Origin of the sequence: Corynebacterium pseudokroppenstedtii, from assembly GCF_019754945.1 — a bacterium.
GTDB lineage: Bacteria > Actinomycetota > Actinomycetes > Mycobacteriales > Mycobacteriaceae > Corynebacterium > Corynebacterium pseudokroppenstedtii.
In genome coordinates this window covers 328,034-351,548 of record NZ_JAEUWU010000003.1, presented here as the reverse complement: position 1 = coordinate 351,548, position 23,515 = coordinate 328,034, and the positions used below count along the sequence as shown (strand labels likewise).

Here is a 23,515-nt window from a genome sequence, read left to right as displayed (position 1 = left end):
GGATTATTTCCGGACAGTCCTAGGGAGTTGGCACGGCAGCATCGCCAGCCGGTGCAGCTTCCGGCGCAGGGTTGGCGCCTTCCGCCTGATCTGCAGGCAATGGGGCTTCGCGATCAAGTCCTTCACCCTGACTAGCAGCCTGGTTATCGCCCTGCGCTGCTACTGCCCCAACCGTATTGTCCTGGTACGGAGCCAATTGCGCTGGTCGGTTGTTGTCACGGCCTGACGAGGAAGAAGACGTAGCAGACCTTGACGTATTTTTCGTTTTCTCGGGATCCGACGAGGCCTTCGCCTTGGGATCCGCACCGCTATTAATGTCGTGAATCTCGTGAGTCTTTGAGGGATCAGCGGCTCTATTCTCAACCACGGAACCGTCGGGATTGACGGTCATAATTCCTGGTTGATCAGGAACAACCATGCCGTCCTCCGAGGCCTTCTTGGCGACTTCCGAGTCAGAGCTTGCGTTCTTGACGTCGCGATGCAGCCCTTCCAACTCGTTATCCAGAGTTGTCTTCTGGTCTTTCGCTTTCTGGATGGCGAAGGACTGCTGCGTCGTCACTCCGGAAAGATACATCGTGACGCCCACGCCGACGCCGATAAACAAGATACATACGACGATGAACTGGATCGTGGTCCTCTTGACTCGTCGTTCTTCGGAGACGACGCGTCGGCCTCGGACGGAAATGACCTGACGAGAGCCCATTCTCTTCGCGGCGCTCGTCCTCTTTTTCCGTGCTACGGGCGGACTCGAGGAGCGGAGGTTATTTCCTTCCCGACGCGACCGAACCGGCGTTTCTCCTCGTCGGTCACGTGAAGCGGTCCGCGTCAACGTCGCCGTAGCGGCACGCCCCGCGGTGTCGACGTCATGGTCGTGGCTTGCCCGTCGAGCTGTTGTTCCAGCCCCTATCAAGGTAGTCATTGTTCTCCTTCGACGTCTTCGCGGTGTGAAATGCTCTGTTGTGCGGAAGAGACCAGCTGTTCTCTTCCAGTCGGGTGGGCCTCGTGCCGGGATTCTGATCGAGCTGAATATGTGGTCGATGATCCCGAAGCCCTTGCCGGAGTGCTGCCCGGCGGCGGGCTCGAATGCGAGTAGCCCGTTCTTTCTACGGCACGGACGCGGACCGAATGTGCTCGCGGATTCTTATTATCCTCCTGCTCATCGGCCTTTTCCGAACCCCGCGTCACCAAGTGAAAATCGGGGGCGCTGTTGGGCAGATCGATAGGAAGTCCCGGAGGAGTCTTCGATTCTGTCAGCTCCGCCAGTTCCCTCTTCACAATTTTGTCTTCAAGGCTTTGGTAGCTCATGAACACTGCCCGTCCACCAAGGTGGAGGTAGGAGCAGACTTTCGGAATGACGCGACGCAAAGCATCCAGCTCAGCATTGACCTCAACGCGCAAAGCTTGAAAGGTCCTCTTCGCCGGATGGCCCCCATGACGGCGGGCCGACGCCGGAATTGTTGTGTAGATCAATTCCACTAACCGCTGCGACGTAGTCCAGGGTTCTTTCTCACGTTCACGAACAATGGCGCGAGCAAGAGGCCCAGCAAAGCGTTCATCGCCATATTTTTTTAAGATGCGAGCGAGCTCACCGTGGCTATACGTATTAAGGACATCGGCGGCAGTTTTGCCCGTCGACGTATCCATCCGCATGTCCAGCGGACCGTCGTCGCGGTAGGTAAAACCCCGGTCCGCCTGATCTAGCTGCATCGAGGACACACCAAGATCGAAGAAACCGGCGCTGAGACCGTGCGCCCGGAAAGCGTCGACAACTGGATGATCAGCATCGTCTAATGCCTCATCGAAATTGTCGAAACGAGCATGTACTGGGTAGAACCGGTCCTGAAATCGGGACAGCCGCTCGGTGGTTCGGGATAGTTCCTTCTTGTCTCGGTCAACCCCGATGACCATTGCCGACGGGAAACACTCCAGGAAGGATTCGGTGTGTCCGCCAGCTCCGAGGGTGCCGTCGAGAATGACGGGTGGTGCCGAGTTCTCTGATGATTCTGTGACCGTGGGAGCTATCAGCTCAACCATGCGTTCCAGCATGACGGGAACGTGACCATGCGTACCAGTGCGGCGGTCGGCCATTGTCCCCTCTTTCATCGTCGCGGTCAGAATATTGGGCGGTCGTGGTGATGGAGAGGAATGTAAACAGGGCCCTACCCGCTCAGTGCCTGGTGTTGGGGAAGTACATCAGGATCCAAACGGGCAGAGGCCTGCACACATTCCTTACACTCGCTGTAGATCATTGCGACGGTCGACCATGTGGGTGGTGAACTCAAGGAGTCCTTAGAGGAAATCCATGAAGGCAGCGTCGTCGCCGTTGGCGTAGCTTTCTTCATGTTCGGCTTGGTACTGATTCCACGACTCCGCATTCCAGATTTCGACGAAGTCAACAGAACCAATCACGACGCATTCTTTGCTTAACCCTGCGTAGCGACGATGATCAGGCGAAATCGTTATTCGCCCATGACCATCAACGGATTGTTCATCCGCGCTGGCCGCTAAGTTACGCACAAATGCGCGAGCCTCCGGGTTCGTTCGAGATGCAGCAGCAGCTTTACGAGCGCGTTCGAGGAACACGTTGCGCGGGTAGATGGCTAATGAATGGTCTTGGCCTTTCGTCACCATCAAGCCGTCTGCTAACTCATCGCGAAACTTGGCCGGAAGAGTCAAGCGTCCTTTGTCGTCCATCTTGGGGGTGAAAGTACCGAAGAACATAACCTTCGGACTCCTTCCCTCAACATCGACGATCCACATCCAGTCGATTGCCGTGTCGTTATCAGCACCGGCCGCCAACAACGACAGTCATCTACAGAATTAGTGCGACGAACTTACCTTGTCCGCCATTGGCACCCACTTTAACCCACTCTGCCCCACAACGCACCATTGGCACGACGCTTTCAGCAAATCTTTAGCTTTTTTCATTATGACAACACGACCCAATCACGGGCCGCACTGTTGATACTACGTCATTTTACCCCGTTGACGTGCGAAAACCCGTTATAAATTGATATAACAGCCGACGCTAGGAACGTCGATCAAACCTCTTCGCAGAGAGTTACCATCCAACCCCGACGAGGGCACACCCGCGCCGACCGCACGCAATGTGCAGCCGAAAAACACACCTGAGTCGTGCCACTTCCAGCACATAAGTCCATTCATTCCCCATCAGTCAGAGAAATAACGGCATTTTTAGCGAAAAGCTGAGAATCAGCGAGCCAGAGTGGGGCAAAGTGGGGGAATTCTAATTACTGAACCAAACATACGGGTTATACGACAAAACTGTTCGTGGTGGATGTGATCTGCTCGGGGCAGATCACACCGTCGGATAGGGGGATCGGCTCGATAAGCCGCTGGTCGTCGCGGGTGGTGTCGCGTGCACACCACCCCCAGGTGATGGCGTGGTCGATTCTTGGACAGGGGACCACGCGGATATATGTCCGCCGGGCATATATTTTTCGTCTTTGCCTAGATCAAAGGCCAGACATCACCGGGCTCGGATACACTTTCTGTCGTATTACCCGAACATACGAAAAAGCCCTGGTAGTGAGCTTATTCACTCACCACCAGGGCTGCAGTGTCTTGTTAGACAGTTTTACGTTGTATGGGAAGCCTTTCGCCGAAGCTTCGACCCCCATACGCAAAACTCAATTCACATATGGGAATCACGGTGGACTTTAGCGCTCGAAACGTCGACGGAAATTCTCTTCCATACCGCCCGGCCGGCTACTCAAAGACGACTTACGAGCTTTCCGCTGCTTCTTTGCTGCTTTGTCGGAACGATCCCCCACTGTGAGTTTCGACGAGCGGTCACCGCGTAATCCGATCACGCCGGCGGCGAACATCACCAAGAACCCGGCCACCGACATCACGACGAACCACAGGCTCACTTGTGATAGAGCTATTCCGCCTACAAGTAAGACGAGGCCAAGGATCAGCAGAGCAACGACTTTGACGAAGGCGCCACCACGCTGGATTGACCCGACGTTTTTACCAAAGTCTGGGTCTTCCTGATACAGAGCATTCTCGATTTCGTCGAGGACACGCTGCTCTTGCTCTGAGAGGGCCACAACTCCTCCATTTTCCATGAAAGTACCGTTTCCTACCTGGCATAACGCAACAGGTGCCAAAACAGTTCCGTTTATAACTTCATTGTAACCACCATGTACCCCCATTTCTCCACCCCGGTGCACGAAACAATGAATGCCGTCATCCTCAACCTCCGGAAGGCGCTACCCACACCCCTTTTGAGTCAACTTCGTTAAGCCCTCCAGGCTTTAAGCTGCAGCCGGTATCCATGCATACCGATCATTCACAGCAGCACGGAAATCCAAGACGAGCTGCTCAAAATACTCAATATAAGCAACCGTCAGAGAGAGGGATAATCCCAACCGGACTCGTTCCTTGATGGGCGAATACTTCCGGAAGACATCTGCCCACGGGCTCAGCTGTCCGCCATAACGTGCAAGCAGAGTCCACGCATCACCCTTGGGCTTCCTTTTACGGCTCGCGATAGAATCTTCAATAACAGCCCCAGCGAGTCGGAGCGCTGCGTAATAAGAGTCCATCAAGCGTCGTTCCAATTCATCCTGGCTGATGTCGTCAGTCTTGTTAGCCAGTAATGCATCCGCTTTCCTGAGAAAACTTACCGTTGCCGCGTTCATCATCATCCACTCCTTGGAGCCGTCGTCTCTACACTTTCGAGCAAGCACTTCAGTTACCGAACAGCGTCGCTACACAGCGATGTCTTTATCGAGCGCCTATTTCCTTGTTGACACTTGACACACTACGAAGAGGTGCGGACAAAAGAGTCGAACAAAACTAGAAAATTCGAACTTATATTCGAAATCGACGGCAGGTAATTCCCAGCTTCTCCCGGTTAACTCCCCCACCCCGGTTCGCGCATGGTTTCATTAAAGAATGCCCATCACTTTCACGACGTTGACCGCAGCGCAATTTCGTCGACGAGTCCCCGAAATGGTCTCTATTTATATCCGTGCGATGGGCTACAGCTCCACTATCTCGGGCGCGCGACAATCGGCATGGAACACACACTCGCGATATCTTGGCTTCCACTCCGTGGCTGCTATCGAGCATCCCGCAGGAGAGGAACCAAATCCTAAAGATCCCGCACAGCCTATCCGTGGTTTTATCTACGGCTATCGAGGCGGCAACGGACAATGGTGGAATACGCAGGTCAAAGCAGCTCTCATGGTCGCCGGAGTTCCACCATCACTACGCATCCAGCTCCTGGACAACTACACGGAACTCACCGAAATTCACGTGGACCCGTCGTGGCAAGGTAACAATATTGGCCGACGATTGTTGACTATCTTTGCGGACAGCCTCACAAGCCAGCGTTTGCTTCTTTCCACCCCCGAAGTCACCAGTGAGAACAACCGCGCATTTCACCTCTACCGACGACTAGGATTCACCGACGTCGTTCGGAATATGCACTTCCCGGGTGATCCGCGTCCGTTTGCAATCCTCGGCAGCCGGCTGCCCCTTGGGGACAGCTCATCACTGATTTAATGACGCACTGTAGCGGTCATCGGACCGCATCATGTCCGTGATCAGTCCCCCACGCCGGCGCCATCCCTAAATTGTGCAGCACTTCCTGCGTCGCACGCGCAAAGTTCAACGTCATAAAATGCAGGTCAGGCGCACCTTCACTGATCAGACGCTCCGCCATCGCCGTCGTATGAGCAATCCCGATCTTCCGAATTTCCTGGCGGACGCGCGGATCAGAGGGATCACCAGTGGCAGTAGCTTTTTCCAGACGTTCCTCAAGATCTGCCGGAACACGGCACCCCGCCAACTCACGCTGCCTGCGAAGAGACTTCAGCGAGGTGATGGGCATGAGCCCGGGAATCACGGGTTTGGCTCCATGGACCGGATCTGCTGCCGCCAGTCGATCACGGAGACGCAGGTAATACTCAACATCGAAGAACATTTGAGTAATGGAATAGCTCGCGCCGGCCCGGAGTTTCGCGATCGTGTAGGCGGTATCCGAATCCAGATCGGTGGCACGATAGTGCTTATCAGGAAATGACGCGATACCGATCTCAAATTGTCGCTGTGTATCGCACTCTTGGATGAGCTTGATCAGGTCGATGGCATGTTCCAAACCACCCGGCGTGGAGACCCATTCACCCGTGGGATCGCCTGGTGGATCGCCACGCAACGCCAAAATATTCGTTAGCCCACATTCCTGGTAGCTTGCGATAATCTCCTTCAGCTCATCCACCGTGTGCTGCACCAACGTCAAGTGAACCAGCGTCGTCAAAGGCGTATGTGCCAGCTCCTGGCCGATTCGAATAGTACGGCTACGGCTCGAGCCGCCTGCTCCATAGGTCACCGAGACAAAGCTCGCACCAAGATCATGAAATGTCGCCGCAGCGTCATTGAGGCAACGTTCCGCAGCGTCATCACGCGGGGGCATAAATTCCACGGAAAACGGCACAGGACCCGGCGTCGGCAAGGAAATAGCCTGGGAAACCGGGACTTGCTGATAAATAGGCCGAGGTGGACGATTCGTGGGCGTATGCGCCGAGTTGGGCGAGGACATAAATAGGTATCTTAGAAAAAGAAAGGTGCGACAACCAGTAAAACTGTCAGCTAATGGCGCGACAAATACGTCGGTGTTGGATCCATGGTGCTGGTCATGGTGATCAACCGGGTTAGCTCGGCGCGTCCATGGTGCCGTGTAGTTTTACCTTTATGCTCCTCAACCGCCCATATCCCATACGTGAATCGTGAGTGAGTTCGCTATCGTGACTGATCAAATAGGTGCTACACCATCTATGCCGCGTTCTATTGACGACGTACCCCGCTGTGTCGTCGCGCACCTTAATGAGTTCTTCATGGCACGTCAGTCAGCCATGAAAGCCATTTCCCCCGTGGCAGACGAAGCAATGACCGCCCTCACCGATTTCACGGTCAACGGCGGCAAACGTATCCGACCAACATTTGCCTGGTTGGGGTGGATGGGTTCCTTGCAGTTGACGTTCCCGGAGGCAGCGGACCATCCGGACGCCGACGCTGTCATGCATGCGGTGTCCTCATTGGAACTATTACAGTCCTGTGCCCTGATTCATGACGACATCATTGATTCATCGGCAACACGACGCGGAATGCCCACCGTTCATGAGCACTTCAAGCAGTCTCATTCAGCTCAAGCGTGGCATGGCCGGGGAGAAAACTACGGGAATGCGGTCGCGATCCTCATCGGAGATCTGGCCTTGAGCTGGGCAGATGACATGTTTATGGAAGCCGCATTACCTCCAGCCCAGCGCGATCGTGCGTGGCAGCCCTGGCAAGACATGCGCACGGAAGTGGTCTGCGGCCAAATCATGGATGTCACTGCCGAGGCCCGGGGAGACGGGTCGTTACGTACAGCAGAGCGGGTCAACCGATATAAGACGGCGGCATACACCGTGGAGCGTCCACTCCATATCGGGGCCGCTCTGGCGGGGGCACCACAGGACACGGCGACAGCGCTGCGCACTTTTGGACGTGACATCGGTGTGGCGTTCCAGTTACGCGATGACCAGCTGGGTGTTTTCGGCGATCCTGAGGTCACTGGGAAACCTTCCGGAGATGACCTGCGCGAAGGAAAGCGCACCACCTTACTGGCTCTCACGCTGGACAATGTCTCGGAGTCGGATCGCGAGACGGTGGAATCTAGTTTGGGCCAGCCCTTAAGTGAGCAGGACGTTGATCATCTACGCGCGATTATCAAAAAATCCGGCGCCTATGACCGCGTTGAAAAGCAGATCGATAGCTTAGTGACATCCGCCGTCCACGCGCTCGCCGACGCGCGTTTATCTGACGACGCACACCGCGCATTGAGGTCGATGGCTATTTCCTCGACGGAGCGCCGTCGATGAGCACATCGTTTCTTTCTCATTACTTGTCGACGCCCCGGCGCGCGGTATCAGGCCGAACCGACCGCGTGGTCGTAGTGGGGGCTGGCCTGTCTGGCCTGGCTGCGGCGGTATTGTTGGCCGGTTCTGGCCGTTCAGTGACGGTGGTGGAGAGAGAGGACCACGTGGGCGGTCGCGCCGCGACCGAGACGATTTCTACTCCCCTGGGAGATGTCCGCATCGACACGGGCGCAACCGTGGTGACGATGCCGTGGCTCGTCGATGAGATTCTGGCATCAGTGGGGCTACCGACGGGTGACCTCACGCCTGATTTTTCATATCAGCGTTTGTCTCCGGCGTATCATGCATTGTTTTCGTCGGGCCGGTATCTGGACGTATTCGCTGAGGGAGCTGGTGAGGAGGACGCTCAGGAGGCTACTGCTCGGGGCGGTAGCCGGCTAGACAATGAGATCCGTCGGTTCGCCCGGGAGAAGTTCGACGACGTACCCCACCGCAAGGGCGACGCGCCCCGCGATGAGTTCGCCGAATCCCGTGTTACGGGTGTACGGGGTTATCGCCTGTGGGCGCAATCAATGTTCGACGCGTGCTTTTCGCACTTGATGAACGCTGATTTCGATTCCGTGTGGGACCTTGTTCGCACCCGCGAATCGGCGCGGAGCTTGGCGCGAGTTGCGCGTCGCGGGGGTTTCGGCTCCTTGGGCCGGGCAGCAGAGCACTATATCTCCGATGATGAGTTTCGGAAGGTTTTTTCGTTCCAGGCTCTGTACGCGGGGGTTCCGCCCAAGAAGGCCCGCGCTGTGTACGCAACGATTTCCCATATGGATACCGGGATGGGGGTCTTCTATCCCACTCGTGGGCCACATGGTTCCGGGGTCGGCGCCCTGTGCGACATTCTCGCAGCGGCACTCAAGCAATCCGGCGGTGAGCTCATGCTCAACACACGGGTCACCTCATTGAGCCATGCCTCTCACGGAGCCGGATCCTCCACAACTCATTCCGACAGAATTCATGTGGTCGAGACAACTCAAGGAACGTTGCCTGCCGATGTCGTTATTACGACATGTGACATCCCTGAGCTCGATGCCATCTCGGGCCGACAGAGCCGTCGGACTACGAGGTGGTCCCCCTCCGCATTTGTGATGCACGGAGCAATTCCCCGTGAGGTCGCACGCCACTGGCCTGGTGGGCATCACACCATCTCATTCGGAAAGGAGTGGGATCGTACATTTTCGGAGATCACGGCTCCTCACGGTCGTGGACGCCTCATGTCCGATCCGTCGCTCTTGGTTACTCGTCCTGCCTGTTCAGCACCGGATTTAGTATCGACGTCGACGACGTCGCCTCGTGTTCCTATTGAACCGGTCAGTGTTTTGGCACCGTGCCCCAACACTGAATCAGCCCACATCAGTTGGTCGTCATTGGCGGCCTCCTATCAAGAGGATCTCCTATCCGTCCTGGAAGACCGCGGGTTCGAGGGCATCCGTGAGTCATTCGCCGTCGGGAAAGTGGATACACCCGATACCTGGTCTGCACTCGGGTTGGGCGCAGGAACTCCTTTTGCCCCCGCTCATCTTTTTCGACAGACGGGACCATTCCGGTTCCGCAATTTCCCCGTGCGTTCGTTCTCGAACCTGATTCACGCTGGTTCAAGTACGACACCTGGCGTCGGGGTCCCCACTGTTATCCTTTCAGGAGCGCTTGCAGCTGCTCGGATAACGCGAGGTGATCATCCATGAGCACCCCTTCACGCACGAACCCACTGCGTCGACCACTGTGGTTGGGGACGGTCGCGTCGATACTTCTGATGGTGTCGTCATGGAGTTCCGGGGCTCAGCGCACCCGCGGGGGAATCGTCCGGATGCTCAATCTGGACTGGATCATGTATGGCCATGTCAAGAACATTGGCTTCATCTTGTCCTGGGTCGCGCTGGGACTGCTGCTGTACTGCTGGTGCCTGTGGGGCCGGATTGTCTATCACGACAACATCCCCATCCGCGAATCGGTAAAGACGCTGGTGGGGTGGATAGTTCCGCTCCTGTTCGCGTCCCCGATGTACTCACGCGATGTCTATTCCTACCTGGTCCAGGGCGCAATGGTCCGCGATGGATTCGATCCCTACAAAGATGGAGCTGCCGTCAATCCCGGCCCGATGCTGCTAGAAGTCAGCCCAGATTGGAGAAACACCACCACCCCCTATGGGCCACTTCATTTATGGATCGGCGACGGAATAACAAGCCTGGTCGGATCGAATATCACCATCGGCGTTTTTCTCTACAAATTCATCTCCGTCGCTGGATACGCCGCCATTGCGTGGGCGGTGATATCAATTGCTCGGCATATCGGTGGGAATCCCGCGGTGGCCCTCTGGCTTGGTGTTGCCAATCCAGTTGTCTTCCTCCATCTGGTGGGAGGCATGCACAATGAATCGGTCATGGTTGCCTTTTCCTGCCTCGGGCTGGTTCTGGCTTTACGACGCCACCCACTGTGGGGTGCACTGTTCATCGGCATCGGGTTTTCCCTGAAGGCGACGGCCCTCGTAACCCTCCCCTTCCTCATCTGGATTGCGATGCGGCAACGAGGAATTGCCCCCTCCACATGGTCACTCCACGACCCCCGGCGAACGTTGGCGTCGCTGAAGAAAGCCATTCCCGCCTTCGTGTTCTACGGAATCACGACTGTCCTGATCGTCTGCACGGTACTGACCGCCATCACCTATGCGTCGGGGAGCTCGTGGGGCTGGGTGTCTCAGCTCAGCGGGAATACGAAGGTCATCAACCTCTTGGCGCTCCCCAGCTTCCTGGCCCAGTTCACGGCCGCTTTCGCAGCCTCGTTCTTCCCCGGCGCGACATTTAACTCGGTGCTGTCGATCTACCGGAGTATCTCGATGATCATCATGGTTGTACTCCTGGTCGTAGTCTGGTGGCGTTTCCGCCAGACTCCGCGCCGGGCCATTGAGGGCGCGGCCTGGGCGTACTTAATTACGTGCATCTTTAATGCCGTTACGCTGCCGTGGTATTACGCTGCTGGCGTCGTTCTCGTCGGTACTTTCCGGCCATCACCACGGGTTACGCACTTCACTGTTATCGCGTCGCTCATCGTGGCGGGATCCTTCACAGGGTCTGGCAACAATTGGTTGTACAGATGGTCCTGGATGTGGATCGTGATAACGGTCGCCTTCGTTCTTTATTTCGCCGTGTTCCGAGGGGACGAATCAAAATCCCATCGCCTGGGCACGACGCATAACCTCACGAGCTAGGTGACCATGAAGTGCGTCGATGGGGCGCCCCGGCAGGGTGTCGTCGTCGGTAAACAGGTAGTTCAGTATCTCGTCATTGGAGTATCCGCCGTCAGACATGAGAGCAATCAGACCCGGGACGTGCTTATTGATGGTCACGCGCTCACCGGACTCGGGGTGGCCCTCGTCGTTAAGCCCGTTAAAGAAGCGTGCTGGGATTTGCCGCTGGTGATCACGATCAATCGCGATAAGCTGTCCTTTATTAATAAGATCCCGAACCCGGCTGACGGGCTGGTGGAGATAGTCCGCAACCTCTGCGATCGGGAGGACGATTTCGCTGGCGGATAGGACATCGGGAGTTCTTGAGTTACTCTTCACGGTTTATACCGTAGCTGACAATCCCTAGTAATTTGGTGAGTGGACAGCATCGGGCCGACACAACGGGCTAAGAGAGGACAACGACCACGTGCCTACATTGAGCCATGGAGATCTGGTTGACCGCCGTTATCGCGTGCAGTCACTTATCGCTCGTGGCGGGATGGCCGCGATTTATCGAGGCATTGATGAACGTCTCGATCGACCAGTGGCGCTCAAAATTCTTGATGATCGTTTTGCCCATAATGAACAATTCCGCACCCGTTTTGAGCGGGAAGCGCGAGCTGCGGCACGGTTGTCCCATCCATCGCTCGTTAATGTGTTTGACCAGGGTGATGATGGCACGAGTGTGTTCCTTGCCATGGAGTTGGTCGACGGTGGGACGTTGCGTGAACTCTTGCGTGAGCGTGGTCCGATGCCCCCTCATGCGGCGACAGCCGTCATGGAACCGGTGTTGACTGCCCTCGGGTTAGCGCATTCTGCGGGGCTAATTCACCGGGATGTGAAGCCCGAAAATATCCTGATTAGCGACGATCACCAGGTGAAACTGGCTGATTTTGGGCTGGTTCGGGCGACAGCTGAATCCTCCTTGACAACGACGTCGGTGATGATGGGAACAGTGGCCTATTTGTCCCCGGAACAAGTGCGGGGCGGGAGTGTCGATGGCCGAAGCGATGTCTATTCGACGGGTATTGTCCTGTACGAACTGCTGACGGGGACGACACCTTTCCATGGCGATACGTCGCTGGCCACGGCCTATATGCGGCTTGATCACCCTGTGCCACCTGCCTCCGAGGCCATTGATGGTGTTCCGGCGGAGTTTGACCAGCTAATATCCCGGGCAACTGCTCTAGACCCTCAGGATCGTTTTGCTGATGGATCGGAGTTTCGCACGGCGGTTATGCAGGTTGCCGACGAACTCCGGCTCCCTTTGTCCTCGTTCCGTGTTCCGGTTCCGATTGATTCTGCGTCGCATCGATCTCGGGACGCGGCCCGGGAGGCTGAATCAGCGCAAACACCCGACGGTGGGGATAGTGTCGCGCGGCAGGATATCCCTCAGAGCGCCCCTGACGACCAGGGGGAAACGGCCGTCGTCGGAAATGCAGGAAATGCCGCCCCGCCGAAAAATACGGTTGACCACGATGGTTATGTGGGCACCGATGGCTCGACGGCGGTGTTGTTCCCCGATTACGACCCCAACCGGTCAACTGGTGATATGGCCTCCACACGGATTGATTTCCCGGAGCGTCAGCCGGCGGAACCGGAACCTGCACATGTGGCGTCATCGTCGGGAGGAACTGCGACGACTCCGGGGTCAACTGCTAGTCACCGCACGTCCGTGGCGAATGACAAACCACAGGTGGGGAACCATTCACGCCTCGGGTGTGCTTTGTGGACCATTGTCGCGCTTATCCTCGTCGGCGCGGTCAGTCTCGGAGCGTGGTGGTTGGGTTCCGGCCGGTATGGGGAGATTCCGTCGGTGACCGGCTCTGACGTTTCAACCGCCCATCACGACATCACTGAGGCGGGTTTTGAGGTCACTGAAAAGACGGAATACTCCAATACCGTTCCCTCGAAGACGGTTGCGGCGTCGTCACCTCAGGCCGGCAAACGGGTGACAAAGGGAACAACGGTGACATTGACCGTCTCTGCGGGTCGTCCGACGGTTCCGGCGATTCCAGCAGACCGGTCGGTGGAGGCCTACACGCGAACCCTTTCTGAGCGGACGTTGTCTACGAAGACAACGAAGTCGGATTATTCTTCCGACGTCCCGGAGGGGCAACTTCTTTCCGTCTCCCCCGCTCCGGGGAGCACGGTCGGTGTGCGTTCCTCAGTCACACTCACCGTCAGTAAAGGCCCTAAGCCTGTTTCCATCCCCGATGTCTCAGGAAAATCCGAAGATGATGCCCGGCATGAACTAGAAAAGGCCGGCCTTCACGTCGGTGACGTGTCGACGGACGACTCAGCAACCGACCTCCGCCAGCGGGGCAAGGTAACTCGCACCGATCCTGGTGAAGGAACGGAAGTCAACGAAGGCTCGACGGTCAACCTCTTTGTTGCCCCGGATGTTGCGGTTCCACAATTGATCGGTTCGACGGTCAAAGAAGCTCGTGCGAAGGCAGAGAAAGCTGGGCTGAAGATCGACGCTGGCGATGCGAAGAGCAATGACCGCGTCCTCGTCCAAAATCCCCTGCCCGGTTTTTCTGCCGAACGCGACTCGGTGGTCACTGTCAAAACTGTGAAGACTCTCTAGTCAGATGAGCTCGAGCTTGTCCCTGTTCTCGAGTACTATATCCACGTCCTCGTGATCATTTTCAGCGCAGCACAACGCGTGCCTGCGCATTATAGCTTCTTGTCATGAAAAGGGCTTTCGTGTGTCCCACCATTTAGACTCCGCTTCGACGTCGGCACGTTCTGGGTTTTCCGCGTCTTCCGAAGAAGACCAGCGATCACTGTCGACGCAGACAGACCCTGCTGAGGCCGCCGCGCCGACTTCGCCGTTAAGCGACGTAGATACCGACGACGGTACCTCTTCGGACACGGTTGCAGCCAACGGTAGTACGAGAGTTACAGCGGCAACGGAGTCTGGCGAGGGGTCACGTCGTAAGTGGGACCGGAAAGCTCTCATCATCGCCGGAGCCCTAACTGCTGCATTTGTGATAACTCGGGCCGTGATGTGGTGGCTCGACCACCACATCGGTGACTACTGGATGATCGACACTCCGGTGGATTATTACTTCAAAGGCCTCGACGACCCAGGTTCCGGGGCCATGCAAGAGTACCCCGTACCGGTCATGTGGATGGTCGCCGTCTTGAAGTGGCTGACCATGATCTTCTCCTCCGCCGACAAAATCACGGTATCCATCTGGATGTTATTAGTCGTTGACGTCGGATTTTTTGTCTGGCTTACTGCCAGCCGACGCTGGTGGGGCGCCGGGTTCTGGGTTCTCTTCGGGGTGTTCTTCGGACCTCTGCTATGGACCCGCTGGGATATCGTCCCCGCTGTGCTCGTAGCCGCCACACTGGTCACACTTGTTCGGCACCCGAAGGTCTCAGGCATCCTCTTGGGGTGCGCGACCATGATCAAACTGTGGCCGGCCATCATCGGCACGGCGCTCGTCGGCTGGTGGAAGAGCCGACAGACGTGGCAGCGTATCGCGTCATTCGCAGCCACGTGCGTCGTCATTGCAGCACTATCCGTATGGGGGCACGGCTTCCACCGCATCACGTCGGTGTTCAATTACCAAGGGGATCGCGGTCTTCAGATTGAATCCATCCCCGCAACTGGTGTGATGTGGGCTGCCCACCACGGCGAAGACGCACTGAGCATTTCGTATGCTGCATCGCAATCGTTTGAAGTATTCGGCCCTTCGGTGTCTCGATGGGAGACGTTCTCGACGATCCTGACCGTCATTATGGTCCTCGTCTGTGTCTACCTGTGCGTCTCCGCGTTGATCGGAGCAGATGGTTTCCGACGCATGTTCCCGCGGGCCGCGGACGGCGCATTGACACCGCCCCAACAACGCATGCTTGTCATTGAGAAGACGACGGACAATGGCTGGTCGGCGCGTCGATCGGCATGGTTGGCGCTGATCATCATTGGGGCTGTGCTGATCTCAAACAAGGTGATGTCCACGCAATACGTTGTGTGGTGGGCCGCTCCCCTCGCAGTGTGCCTTGACTCAGTTCATGGCAGTCCGGCGTCGGCAAGCAAACAATCAGCATGGAGTCTGCGGATAGCTGGTGGTCTCATGCTGGTCATCGGTGGTTTGTCGCAGTGGATTTATCCCGTTGCCTATGACTCGATAATCAGCAATGACGACAACCCTTCGGTCATGATTCTGGTTGTCCGTAATCTGCTGATCATTGCGATTTTCCTCATGCTGGTGGTTGGTTTCGCTAAAGAGCCTTCGGTCCGTCTTGTGCGTCTCCGCGATATTTCGGACATGATTCACCGACGGTACACCCGCGGACAGTGGCGGAACATCACCATCGAACGCACGCCTATGTCCAGGCGCTATCACGGGAAACATCGCCTCCGTCGGCTGGTTATCACTTCCCGTAAACCCAACCAGGTTGAATCGGACGACGACGAGGCAGCACTCGTTGAGTCCGACGACTCGGCACAAAGTGCTCATGAGAATGTGAGCGCAGATACGTCGACGGCTGAAGCTACCGATGCAGATACGACGGAGCACCTGGACGAAGGAGAATGTGATATGTCTTCGCCGGACGAAGACACCCAAGACGAAGAAGGGGCCGCTGAAGAAGAAACGGCTTCTGTCGAAGACGAAGGGGAATCGGAGAAATCATCGCGGCCGCGTGCGTGGCAGGGTGTTGGCCAGCGTATTCTCAGTTCCGAGCTCACAGGTGTGTGCCTGATTGCGGTGGGCGTCTATGCCCTAGTGCAGACCATCGTGGGTATCGCTCTGGCCTACAATGCAAAGCTCTTTAATTCGTCTTTCTCGGACCAGATTCAGTCGTGGGATGCCCAATGGTTCACCAGAATTGCTGAATTCGGTTACCGCGGAGGCGAGGCGATTGACGGGAATCCCCCCGAATTCCGCACAGTTGCTTTTCTCCCAGGAACACCGTGGTTACTACGAGCCACCCATGCCATAACCGGATTGGACTGGGCCGCGGCTGGATTGCTGATGAACGCCATCATCGGCGCCATTGCCACATGTCTACTCGCCGCTATCATCCGTAAGTTCACCAGCTCACTACTTGCAGTGGTGCTCGCTGTGGCGGTATTCGCTGGGTTCCCGATGTCCGTGACGTACTTGATGGCCTACTCGGAGGCCCTCTTCGCACTCTGCACGTTCCTGTTCATCCTCGGCTACCTGAACAAGGACTTCCCCCTCGCTGCCACAGGGGTTTTCATGGCCTGCCTTGTCAGAATGACCGGGTATGACCTTGCTATAGCATTCGCAATCGGGGTTTTGCTGCATCATCGCCGCAACGTGCGCGCATGGATTTGTGTTGCTGCCGCTCCCCTGGGCGGAGCTATTTATATGCTGTGGGCAGGCCATCTTGCGCGGGACGCAGGCGGCTACTTTGCCGTTCAAAAAGACGGCTGGGGAACACAATTCGATTTCGGTAAGACCACACTTCACGATCTGCCGAGGCAGATTTTCGCCCTCGAGGGTGTTGTCCCACTGTGGTGTTCGCTAGCCATCCTGGGCACGCTCACCCTCATCATTGTGGGGATTATCAGGCGTTTCCCCTTCATGATGTGGCTCTGTGGCACAGGGATCGGCCTTAACGTGATTCTGTCGTCGGGGTACTTCCACTCGCGCCCCCGCCTGTTGCTCATGGCGGGCGTACTGCTGACTATTTGCATGATTGTGACGACGGTTCGGCGATGGCCGATCCTGACCACGGCCTACACCATCGTTATCGTCTGGGTCGGAGTGTGGTTATCCGAATACATGCTGACGCAGTGGGCCTACGCCATTTAATGCCAGACGCGTAGGACAAGCGGGCGGGTGGCCGAGCGGCCTTACCACTGCGCCACACGCCGAACGAGCCTTAATTACGCAGCATTTCTGCAACGAGGAAGGCTAGCTCCAACGATTGCTGCGTGTTCAACCGTGGATCACATGCCGAAGCATAGCGGCCAGGCAAGTCCACATCAGTGAGGTCTTGCGCGCCACCGACACACTCAGTGACATCCTCACCGGTGAGCTCAATGTGGATACCGCCGGGGTGCGAACCGATCGCCCGGTGGACCTCGAAGAACCCTTGGACTTCGTCGATAACTCGGTCGAAGTCGCGCGTCTTGTACCCGTTTGAGCTCGTGAATGTATTGCCGTGCATGGGGTCACACTGCCAAATCACTTTATGGCCAGTAGCTTCCACAGCCTCGACGATCGGCGGCAGCACTGTCCGGATCTGGTCGTATCCCATCCGAGACACCAAGGTAAGCCGTCCTGGCCGTCCCTTGTATCCCTTCACATGGCCCGGCGCGTCGTCCGCCACATCAGGGTCGAGCTTCTCCACATAAGCAACCGCTTCCTCAGGCGTCGTCGAGGGCCCAATCTTGAGCCCCACTGGGTTGGAGATCAAGGCAGCGAGGTTGACGTGGAAATCGTCGATACCCCGGGTGCGCTCACCAATCCATACTTCGTGTGCGGAGAGATCGTAGAGGGCGGTTTCCCCAGCTGGATCCTGGCCCAGGCGCAACATGGCGCGCTCATAATCGACGACGAGGGCTTCGTGGGAACAGTAGATATCGGCCGTGTGCAAATTCGAGTCCGAGACCTTACATGCCTCCATGAAGCGCAGGCCATGATCAATTTCTGATGCCAAGGCTTCATAGCGCGCACCCGCCGGGGAGGTCTGCACGAATTCGCGGTTCCATTCGTGGAGTTTGTGCAAATCCGCGGTCCCGGATGCCGTCAAGGACCGAACGAGGTTCATGGCCGCAGCAGCATTCGCGTAGGCGCGAACCATCCGAGCGGGGTCGTGACGACGCGCCTCTTCCGTGGCCTCGACGCCGTTGACTAAGTCACCTCGGTAATTCAGCAAACCCTGGCTGTCGTAATCAGAGCTCCGGGGCTTGGCGTATTGCCCCGCGATCCTCGCCATTTTGACGACTGGCATTGACGCACCATAGGTCAACACAACAGCCATCTGCAGCAGGGTTTTTATATTGGCTCGAATGTGCGGTTCGGTGTTGGATTCGAATGTCTCTGCACAGTCCCCACCTTGCAATAAAAAGGCTTCGCCGAGCGCAACATGTTGCATCTGCTCTTGGAGTTTACGGATTTCCGCAACCACGACAATCGGGGGTACGGACTCCAAAATCTTCCGTACGTTGGAGGCGTCCCGCTCATTCCAGGTGGGTTGCTGGAAGGCGGGGCGGGAGATCACATCTTGGAATTGTTCTTCTAAAGCGCCAGGTAAAGGCGGTAAATCAGGGAGGTCATTAACCGGTAAATCTATTGTCCAGCTCACAGGGGCAAAGTCTAGCGTAGCTTTGCGTTATGTACTGAAAAGCCAGTGAGTTACCCCAGAATGGTGATGGCTCTCCCTTGATTCCCGCCCCCCCTACTTCAATTCCATTCCCGTTTTTTCTTTAAACACTCGCGCACACACTTTGAACTTGGCGACGTTGTGCCGCGCATCGGCTAAAGCATCATGTGCGTTTTCCGGCACCGGAGGAAGAGCCGGCCGGCCAACGAAGACCCACGCGTGCTTCATCTCTCGGGTAAACCTGGGGATATTCCTCGGCAGATCCTGCATGATGCCCCACAGCTGAACCAAGCAGATGTGGTCATACGCCCCCACCCACGCCCACAACCGAACGTGGTCGTCGTCGCCAAAGAATTCTTCTAAATCGTGACGGATTGTCGATCTGTTTTTCCACAGTGGCGACGACGGGTTCGGCAGATGAGGTAACACGTGTTTCTTCACCCACGGATTGGCGCGGGAGAGATCGGCGTCGGTAGATACTGCGTAATATTCACGGCCGTCACTGGCAACAATGCCAATAGAGACGAGATCTATGGTCTGGCCATCTTCAATAAATTCGGTGTCATAAAAATAATCCATATGACAAGGCTAGTACGTCATGGATAACGTGTTCAGGTTGTTCTGTGTCTGAACGACGGTGGCCATCGTCGGCAACGAACATCAACAACGAAAAAGACCGACCGCGGGTGCCGATCAGTGAGGTTCCGCCACAATAGGGATGCCAGGTAGACTGTGAGGCCATGCGTGTCCGCGGTAGTTGTGAACGAATCGTACATTTTTTATCTGAGACATGGGTGGGCCGGCTCGTGGTCACCGCCGTTCTCGGGCTCGTTCTGTACTACCACTTCTTCGACGTGTTTGGCGACGGAGAATTTCGCTACCACATCGACCTCGATGTGTATCGGTCGGGCGGCCAGGCTTTTGTCCGCGGTTTCGGGCTTTATGACCGCGATTACCCTGTGCGGGGCATTAATCTTCCGTTCACCTACCCTCCCCTGGCGGCCATTCTTTTTAGTACTCTGACCTGGTTTTCACTCACAACTGACACCCTGTTAATGGTTTTCACCACGGCGGCGATGACCTGGTGGTGTGGTGCGGTTCTGATTAACCACTTCACGGACCCTGTGCACACGTCGAGTGCCGACGATAAATCGGCTCTACCGGCCACGACCAGCTCATTTAAACGGGCGGGGTGGCTGTCCTACATGATTCTTCCGCTGGTTCTCCTGGGCGAACCATTCACGCATACATTAAGTTTTGGCCAGATCAACGTTTTCCTTATGGCCCTCGTGTTGCTGGATACCGCCGTGAAACGCACTCGCTGGCCTCGGGGGATTTTCATCGGATTAGCAGCCGCAATAAAATTAACGCCCGCCGTGTTTGGACTCTTCTTCCTCGTTAAAAGAGATTGGAAATCAGCCATCACCTGCGCCGCCTCTGGGGTTGCGTGGACCGCGTTAGGTTGGGCAATTCTCCCCCACGATTCAAAAGATTATTGGACCGTCGAAATACACAATCCTGATCGGATCGGAGGGTTGGCCTATGCCGGCAACCAGTCTCTACGAGGAATGATCGCCCGCTTTACTAATGACTACACTCTCCAATCCCGATGGTGGGTTGTCCTCAGTGTGCTGACATTCGGGCTCATCCTCACCGCCATGGTGCGTCTGATACGCACCGCATCGAACCTTCAATCCGGTCCCGGCGCGGACAATAGAGTTTCTGCTACCGGACCTCACTATGAAGGACAGAGCTTCACCATTGCATTAGTGGCTGCCACGAGCCTTGTTGCTCTCCTGCTCTCCCCTGTCTCGTGGTCTCACCACTGGGTCTGGTTCTTGCCATTCGTCATTGTGACCATGAATGTGGCTTGGAATTCGCGACACATTATTCCTCGATGGCAGAACAATGTGCTGTGGGGTGTTGCGGTAGTGGGCTTGATGATCTCCACAGTCACGCCATTCCATTGGTTCTTCCCCAACTCGGAAAACCAGGAGCTTCAGTGGTCTTTGATTCAAAAGATTGTGGGAAGCGACTATGTTCTGTGGGGCTTCCTCTTCCTGATTGCGATGGCATTATTCCCACGAGCTTTTACCACTGAGAAAAGCTAGTAACCTGTGGCTTTCTCATTCACAGGGTTCCGGCGTCCACCACGCCCGGCCGACACAGCCAAGGGACACCAAGAAAACTCGACACACGCCGATGGTCGACGAGTGACGCAGGGGTCGGGCCAAAAGCCTAGCCCAACTGTGTGGGGTTGGGGCCTCGTCGGCGGATTGTCATGTGTATCGCTGTTCTTCACGTTGTGGACGCTACGTTTCACACGTGATCCTGATAGCTCCACCTATTCCGATGGCAGCAGATACCGTCTCCACCTCGGCGGCTCATCGGGAATAGTGTTCATCCCGCGGAATCTGGTTGACCTCGAGGTTTACCGAGCGGGTGCCCGTGCGATTGTTCATCATCACGCGCTGTATGACGGCACTTTCACAACCAGCGAGCGTAATCTCCCTTTCACGTATCCCCCTTTCGCCACGTGCGTGATGGTGGGGCTACTTGTTCTGCCTACCGTCGTCGGGATTGTGGTCCATTCGGTCTTATCCCTTGGTGCGCTTCTTCTCGCGACATCGATCCTCACGCGAGGGTGGCGAAACCAGTGGCGGTATCTCACAGCCGCGGCGGTTGTCATATCGGAACCAGCCCGTGCGACGCTGTCTTTCGGGCAGATCAATTCAGTGCTGTTGCTCATGGCCGTGGTTGATTGGTGGATTCTTTCCGAATCTCCACCAGGGTCCCGACGTCGCGCAGTGGCAGGTGTGCTGACAGGGTGTGCCGCTGCCATCAAGCTAACTCCTGCCGTATTCATCCTGGTCCCGCTCCTCCGGCGCGATGTTTCGTCGACAGCGCGCTGCGCGGTCTCTGCGATAGTGGCAACCGGTATAGGGGCGTTGATCGCGCCTCATGACACCTGGGTTTACTTCCGTCACGTGTTGTGGGCGACGGATCGGATAGGTGACCCGACGATCATTTCCAATCAATCGATTAAAGGAGCCTTGGGACGGCTTGCCGCGTCAGTGGCTGATTCTCATGCGTCTGCAGTTACCTCCCGGCCGATGACCATCGTATGGGCCCTGATTGTGCTCGCTCTGGCCGCACTCCTCATCACAAGGAACTGTCGTCGGCACAATGACGTCCTAAGCCCAGGCCAGATCAATACTGGTCGGGCTATTCTTCCTTCGGCGGTAGGGCTCTTCGGACTTCTCGCCTCACCGGTAAGTTGGACGCATCACTGGGTGTGGGCGCTACCAGCCATAATCACCCTGTTCACGATCACCGTTAGCAGTAATCGTTCCGCCGCAAAAGATTCTGGCGCGGTGGACTCTCCTTACAAGCAGTCGCGTCGCCGGACTCGTCAAGCCAAATGGTATGCAATACTAGCCGGTATCGGTTCCGGCGTTTTCCTCATGGGAACTGTATGGTGGTCACCTCTGATGTCACGGCGGGTGGATGCCCTCACACCAGAGGCTTACGCCCAGATGCTCTCCCATGGTGGGCTCGTCGGTCATGCCGTGGACACATTCTTTTCGGTGTTCATCGGGTTTCTGGAAAATAGCTATGTGGTGTGGGCTGGATTCGCATTTGTCACCTTGGCTTCTGTAGCCTGGTCACCGGCCCAACGACGGAGGAGAAACACACGTACATGTCAGCTTCATCGGTGACACGTCTGTCTCGTTCGCGTCGCAGCACACTCGCTACCCGTGGTGCGTGGAGCAGCACGGCAGACTCAACGTCAGCACCTCAAGACGGTACAGAACCTCCTTCTACTGGTGCGTCGCCACGACCTGAGTCCGAGGTTGCACCACAAAGTTCGGATAGCGCAGTGACCGCGTCGACAACTGGCACGACGGAAACACCCGCACCGCGCAAGAAACAGAGACTCCTCTGGCCGGACATCGGCAAAGGCATCTCTATCTTGGGTGTGTGTTTTCTCCATGCCACTATTTACACTCCCGACGGCGTGTACACCGCCGCAAACGCGGTCAACGACTGGCTAGGTCCTGTTCGCCTGCCAATGTTCTTCATGGTGTCAGGGCTGTTTTCGTATAAGGTCCGACGCCAAACGCTCGGAGAACTCTGGCACTCGCGTCTCCGGTTTTTGCTGATTCCTTACCTCGTGTGGGCACCCCTGGAGCTCTGGTCCAAAATGTGGGCCAACAATTTTGAGATAGATACTCACGAAATTGTCACGTCAGTTATTCACGGTGAATGTGGGCTCTGGTTCCTCCATTGCTTGGTTCTTTTCACCTTGGCCGTCTGGGTAACAAAATGGCTGCCCGATCATTGGGCACTGGCAGTCAGCGTTCTTCCCTGGTTGTGGCAGATGTACAACCCTGTCACGCCGACGCAGTCGCACATTTTCAATTACATGCCGGTCTATTTCGTCGGCGTCTTTATGCGGCCGGCATTGCTGGCGCTCGCGCGAAAATGGCGGTCTCCCTGGTGGTGGGCAGGAAGCTTCGCTCTATTCTGGTGCACGAAGGTGGCTTATTCGCATTTCGGTGACAGCTACGATCACCTCGTCGAGATGGGAATTGCTCACAACGACGCTGGCCAGCTCGATGTTCTGTTCTCGTCCATCCGAGCACTGGGGGCACTTCCGTTATCGATCTTGGTCTGTGCGCTCGTGGCGCAGATCCCCCTTTTAGCGCGCCCCTTGCAATACATTGGGCAGCGGACTTTGGTCATTTATCTCTTCCACATGACCGCGATGAACCTGACGTGGGATCGCGCGCTCTATGTCTATGGCATCCGCGAGGACGTGACCAACGCCAGTGACAACGTCCGAATGGTGTGTATCATCGGACTATTCATTCTCTGCCTGGCGTCGGGTTGGGTCGTCGAGCAATGTAAACGCTTGCCCGTCGTCGGCTGGACGATTCGGCCCTCAATTCCGTTTTTCCAGTTCCGCCTCTGGGAGCGCAAAGCAGCATCGGCATCGTAAACCACTGCCGACGTTGAAGTGACCGCGGGCCAATCG

18 protein-coding genes are annotated in these 23,515 nt (G+C 56.5%); 9 read left to right on the top strand and 9 right to left on the bottom strand.

The window, feature by feature from the left end; translation table 11 throughout:
• Window positions 1–19: 19 nt before the first annotated feature.
• The 5 genes from ftsL to JMN36_RS06735 form a co-directional block, all read right to left on the bottom strand.
• The gene (ftsL, locus tag JMN36_RS06755; protein ID WP_221924066.1) at window positions 20–919 is read right to left on the bottom strand and encodes a cell division protein FtsL; all 900 of its coding nucleotides are present in this window, start codon (window positions 917–919) and stop codon (window positions 20–22) included.
• Window positions 916–2,088 (bottom strand): 16S rRNA (cytosine(1402)-N(4))-methyltransferase RsmH, encoded by a 1,173-nt coding sequence (gene rsmH / locus JMN36_RS06750; RefSeq protein ID WP_221924065.1) that lies wholly within the window; start codon window positions 2,086–2,088, stop codon window positions 916–918. The genes ftsL and rsmH overlap by 4 nt, the downstream gene beginning before the upstream one ends.
• Before the next feature lie 201 nt (window positions 2,089–2,289).
• Window positions 2,290–2,721, bottom strand: coding sequence for a division/cell wall cluster transcriptional repressor MraZ (mraZ, locus tag JMN36_RS06745; protein WP_221924064.1), 432 nt, complete (start codon window positions 2,719–2,721; stop codon window positions 2,290–2,292).
• 959 nt (window positions 2,722–3,680) lie between these two features.
• Window positions 3,681–4,073 carry a DUF3040 domain-containing protein gene (locus JMN36_RS06740; RefSeq protein ID WP_221924063.1) on the bottom strand — a complete coding sequence of 131 codons (393 nt, stop codon included), beginning with the start codon at window positions 4,071–4,073 and terminating at the stop codon, window positions 3,681–3,683.
• A 207-nt stretch (window positions 4,074–4,280) separates the two neighbouring features.
• A complete protein-coding gene (locus JMN36_RS06735) occupies window positions 4,281–4,673 on the bottom strand; it encodes an SAV_6107 family HEPN domain-containing protein (protein ID WP_221924062.1) in 393 nt (130 codons plus the stop codon).
• 250 nt (window positions 4,674–4,923) lie between these two features.
• On the opposite strand from JMN36_RS06735, the gene JMN36_RS06730 reads away from it, so the two are divergent.
• Window positions 4,924–5,535 (top strand): GNAT family N-acetyltransferase, encoded by a 612-nt coding sequence (locus JMN36_RS06730; protein ID WP_221924061.1) that lies wholly within the window; start codon window positions 4,924–4,926, stop codon window positions 5,533–5,535.
• 16 nt (window positions 5,536–5,551) lie between these two features.
• Here the strand turns inward: JMN36_RS06730 and JMN36_RS06725 are convergent, their stop codons facing one another.
• Window positions 5,552–6,571 carry a methylenetetrahydrofolate reductase gene (locus JMN36_RS06725; RefSeq protein WP_236883013.1) on the bottom strand — a complete coding sequence of 340 codons (1,020 nt, stop codon included), beginning with the start codon at window positions 6,569–6,571 and terminating at the stop codon, window positions 5,552–5,554.
• A 235-nt stretch (window positions 6,572–6,806) separates the two neighbouring features.
• On the opposite strand from JMN36_RS06725, the gene JMN36_RS06720 reads away from it, so the two are divergent.
• Genes JMN36_RS06720 through JMN36_RS06710 form a run of 3 tightly spaced genes read left to right on the top strand, consistent with a single transcriptional unit; the run spans window position 6,807 to window position 11,145 of the window.
• A complete protein-coding gene (locus JMN36_RS06720) occupies window positions 6,807–7,892 on the top strand; it encodes a polyprenyl synthetase family protein (RefSeq protein WP_221924060.1) in 1,086 nt (361 codons plus the stop codon).
• Complete coding sequence (gene crtI / locus JMN36_RS06715) at window positions 7,889–9,625, top strand: phytoene desaturase family protein (RefSeq protein WP_221924059.1); 1,737 nt, start codon at window positions 7,889–7,891, stop codon at window positions 9,623–9,625. Before JMN36_RS06720 ends, crtI begins: the two co-directional genes overlap by 4 nt.
• Entirely contained in the window at window positions 9,622–11,145 is a 1,524-nt protein-coding gene (locus tag JMN36_RS06710) for an alpha-(1->6)-mannopyranosyltransferase A (RefSeq protein WP_204088330.1), read from the top strand. Before crtI ends, JMN36_RS06710 begins: the two co-directional genes overlap by 4 nt.
• Here the strand turns inward: JMN36_RS06710 and JMN36_RS06705 are convergent.
• Window positions 11,101–11,502 (bottom strand): Rv2175c family DNA-binding protein, encoded by a 402-nt coding sequence (locus JMN36_RS06705; protein ID WP_204088329.1) that lies wholly within the window; start codon window positions 11,500–11,502, stop codon window positions 11,101–11,103. The genes JMN36_RS06710 and JMN36_RS06705 overlap by 45 nt on opposite strands.
• An 88-nt stretch (window positions 11,503–11,590) precedes the next feature.
• Between JMN36_RS06705 and JMN36_RS06700 the strand changes: the two genes are divergently transcribed.
• Both JMN36_RS06700 and JMN36_RS06695 read left to right on the top strand, forming a co-directional pair.
• Complete coding sequence (locus JMN36_RS06700; protein ID WP_236881642.1) at window positions 11,591–13,753, top strand: protein kinase domain-containing protein; 2,163 nt, start codon at window positions 11,591–11,593, stop codon at window positions 13,751–13,753.
• Window positions 13,754–13,874: 121 nt separating this feature from the next.
• Window positions 13,875–16,961: a glycosyltransferase family 87 protein gene (locus tag JMN36_RS06695; protein ID WP_204088328.1), complete on the top strand. Its 3,087-nt coding sequence runs from the start codon at window positions 13,875–13,877 to the stop codon at window positions 16,959–16,961.
• Window positions 16,962–17,031: 70 nt separating this feature from the next.
• On the opposite strand, the gene JMN36_RS06690 is transcribed toward JMN36_RS06695, so the two are convergent.
• Window positions 17,032–18,459 carry a class II 3-deoxy-7-phosphoheptulonate synthase gene (locus JMN36_RS06690; protein WP_204088327.1) on the bottom strand — a complete coding sequence of 476 codons (1,428 nt, stop codon included), beginning with the start codon at window positions 18,457–18,459 and terminating at the stop codon, window positions 17,032–17,034.
• Window positions 18,460–18,552: 93 nt separating this feature from the next.
• Window positions 18,553–19,056, bottom strand: coding sequence for a polyadenylate-specific 3'-exoribonuclease AS (locus JMN36_RS06685; protein ID WP_046203013.1), 504 nt, complete (start codon window positions 19,054–19,056; stop codon window positions 18,553–18,555).
• Between the two features lie 227 nt (window positions 19,057–19,283).
• Here JMN36_RS06685 and JMN36_RS06680 point away from each other — a divergent pair, with 227 nt between their 5' ends.
• Genes JMN36_RS06680 through JMN36_RS06670 form a run of 3 tightly spaced genes read left to right on the top strand, consistent with a single transcriptional unit; the run spans window position 19,284 to window position 23,479 of the window.
• Window positions 19,284–20,588 carry a glycosyltransferase 87 family protein gene (locus JMN36_RS06680; protein ID WP_221924058.1) on the top strand — a complete coding sequence of 435 codons (1,305 nt, stop codon included), beginning with the start codon at window positions 19,284–19,286 and terminating at the stop codon, window positions 20,586–20,588.
• A gap of 6 nt (window positions 20,589–20,594) precedes the next feature.
• The gene (locus JMN36_RS06675; RefSeq protein WP_221924057.1) at window positions 20,595–22,196 is read left to right on the top strand and encodes a glycosyltransferase 87 family protein; all 1,602 of its coding nucleotides are present in this window, start codon (window positions 20,595–20,597) and stop codon (window positions 22,194–22,196) included.
• Window positions 22,178–23,479: an acyltransferase family protein gene (locus JMN36_RS06670; protein WP_204088324.1), complete on the top strand. Its 1,302-nt coding sequence runs from the start codon at window positions 22,178–22,180 to the stop codon at window positions 23,477–23,479. Before JMN36_RS06675 ends, JMN36_RS06670 begins: the two co-directional genes overlap by 19 nt.
• Window positions 23,480–23,515 lie beyond the last annotated feature (36 nt).

Coding starts and splice junctions, on each gene's coding strand:
- ftsL (WP_221924066.1), bottom strand. CDS start 919: ATGACTACCTTGATAGGGGCTGGAACAACAGCTCGACGGGCAAGCCAC.
- rsmH (WP_221924065.1), bottom strand. CDS start 2,088: ATGGCCGACCGCCGCACTGGTACGCATGGTCACGTTCCCGTCATGCTG.
- mraZ (WP_221924064.1), bottom strand. CDS start 2,721: ATGTTCTTCGGTACTTTCACCCCCAAGATGGACGACAAAGGACGCTTG.
- JMN36_RS06735 (WP_221924062.1), bottom strand. CDS start 4,673: ATGATGATGAACGCGGCAACGGTAAGTTTTCTCAGGAAAGCGGATGCA.
- JMN36_RS06730 (WP_221924061.1), top strand. CDS start 4,924: ATGCCCATCACTTTCACGACGTTGACCGCAGCGCAATTTCGTCGACGA.
- JMN36_RS06725 (WP_236883013.1), bottom strand. CDS start 6,571: ATGTCCTCGCCCAACTCGGCGCATACGCCCACGAATCGTCCACCTCGG.
- JMN36_RS06720 (WP_221924060.1), top strand. CDS start 6,807: ATGCCGCGTTCTATTGACGACGTACCCCGCTGTGTCGTCGCGCACCTT.
- crtI (WP_221924059.1), top strand. CDS start 7,889: ATGAGCACATCGTTTCTTTCTCATTACTTGTCGACGCCCCGGCGCGCG.
- JMN36_RS06710 (WP_204088330.1), top strand. CDS start 9,622: ATGAGCACCCCTTCACGCACGAACCCACTGCGTCGACCACTGTGGTTG.
- JMN36_RS06685 (WP_046203013.1), bottom strand. CDS start 19,056: ATGGATTATTTTTATGACACCGAATTTATTGAAGATGGCCAGACCATA.
- JMN36_RS06670 (WP_204088324.1), top strand. CDS start 22,178: ATGTCAGCTTCATCGGTGACACGTCTGTCTCGTTCGCGTCGCAGCACA.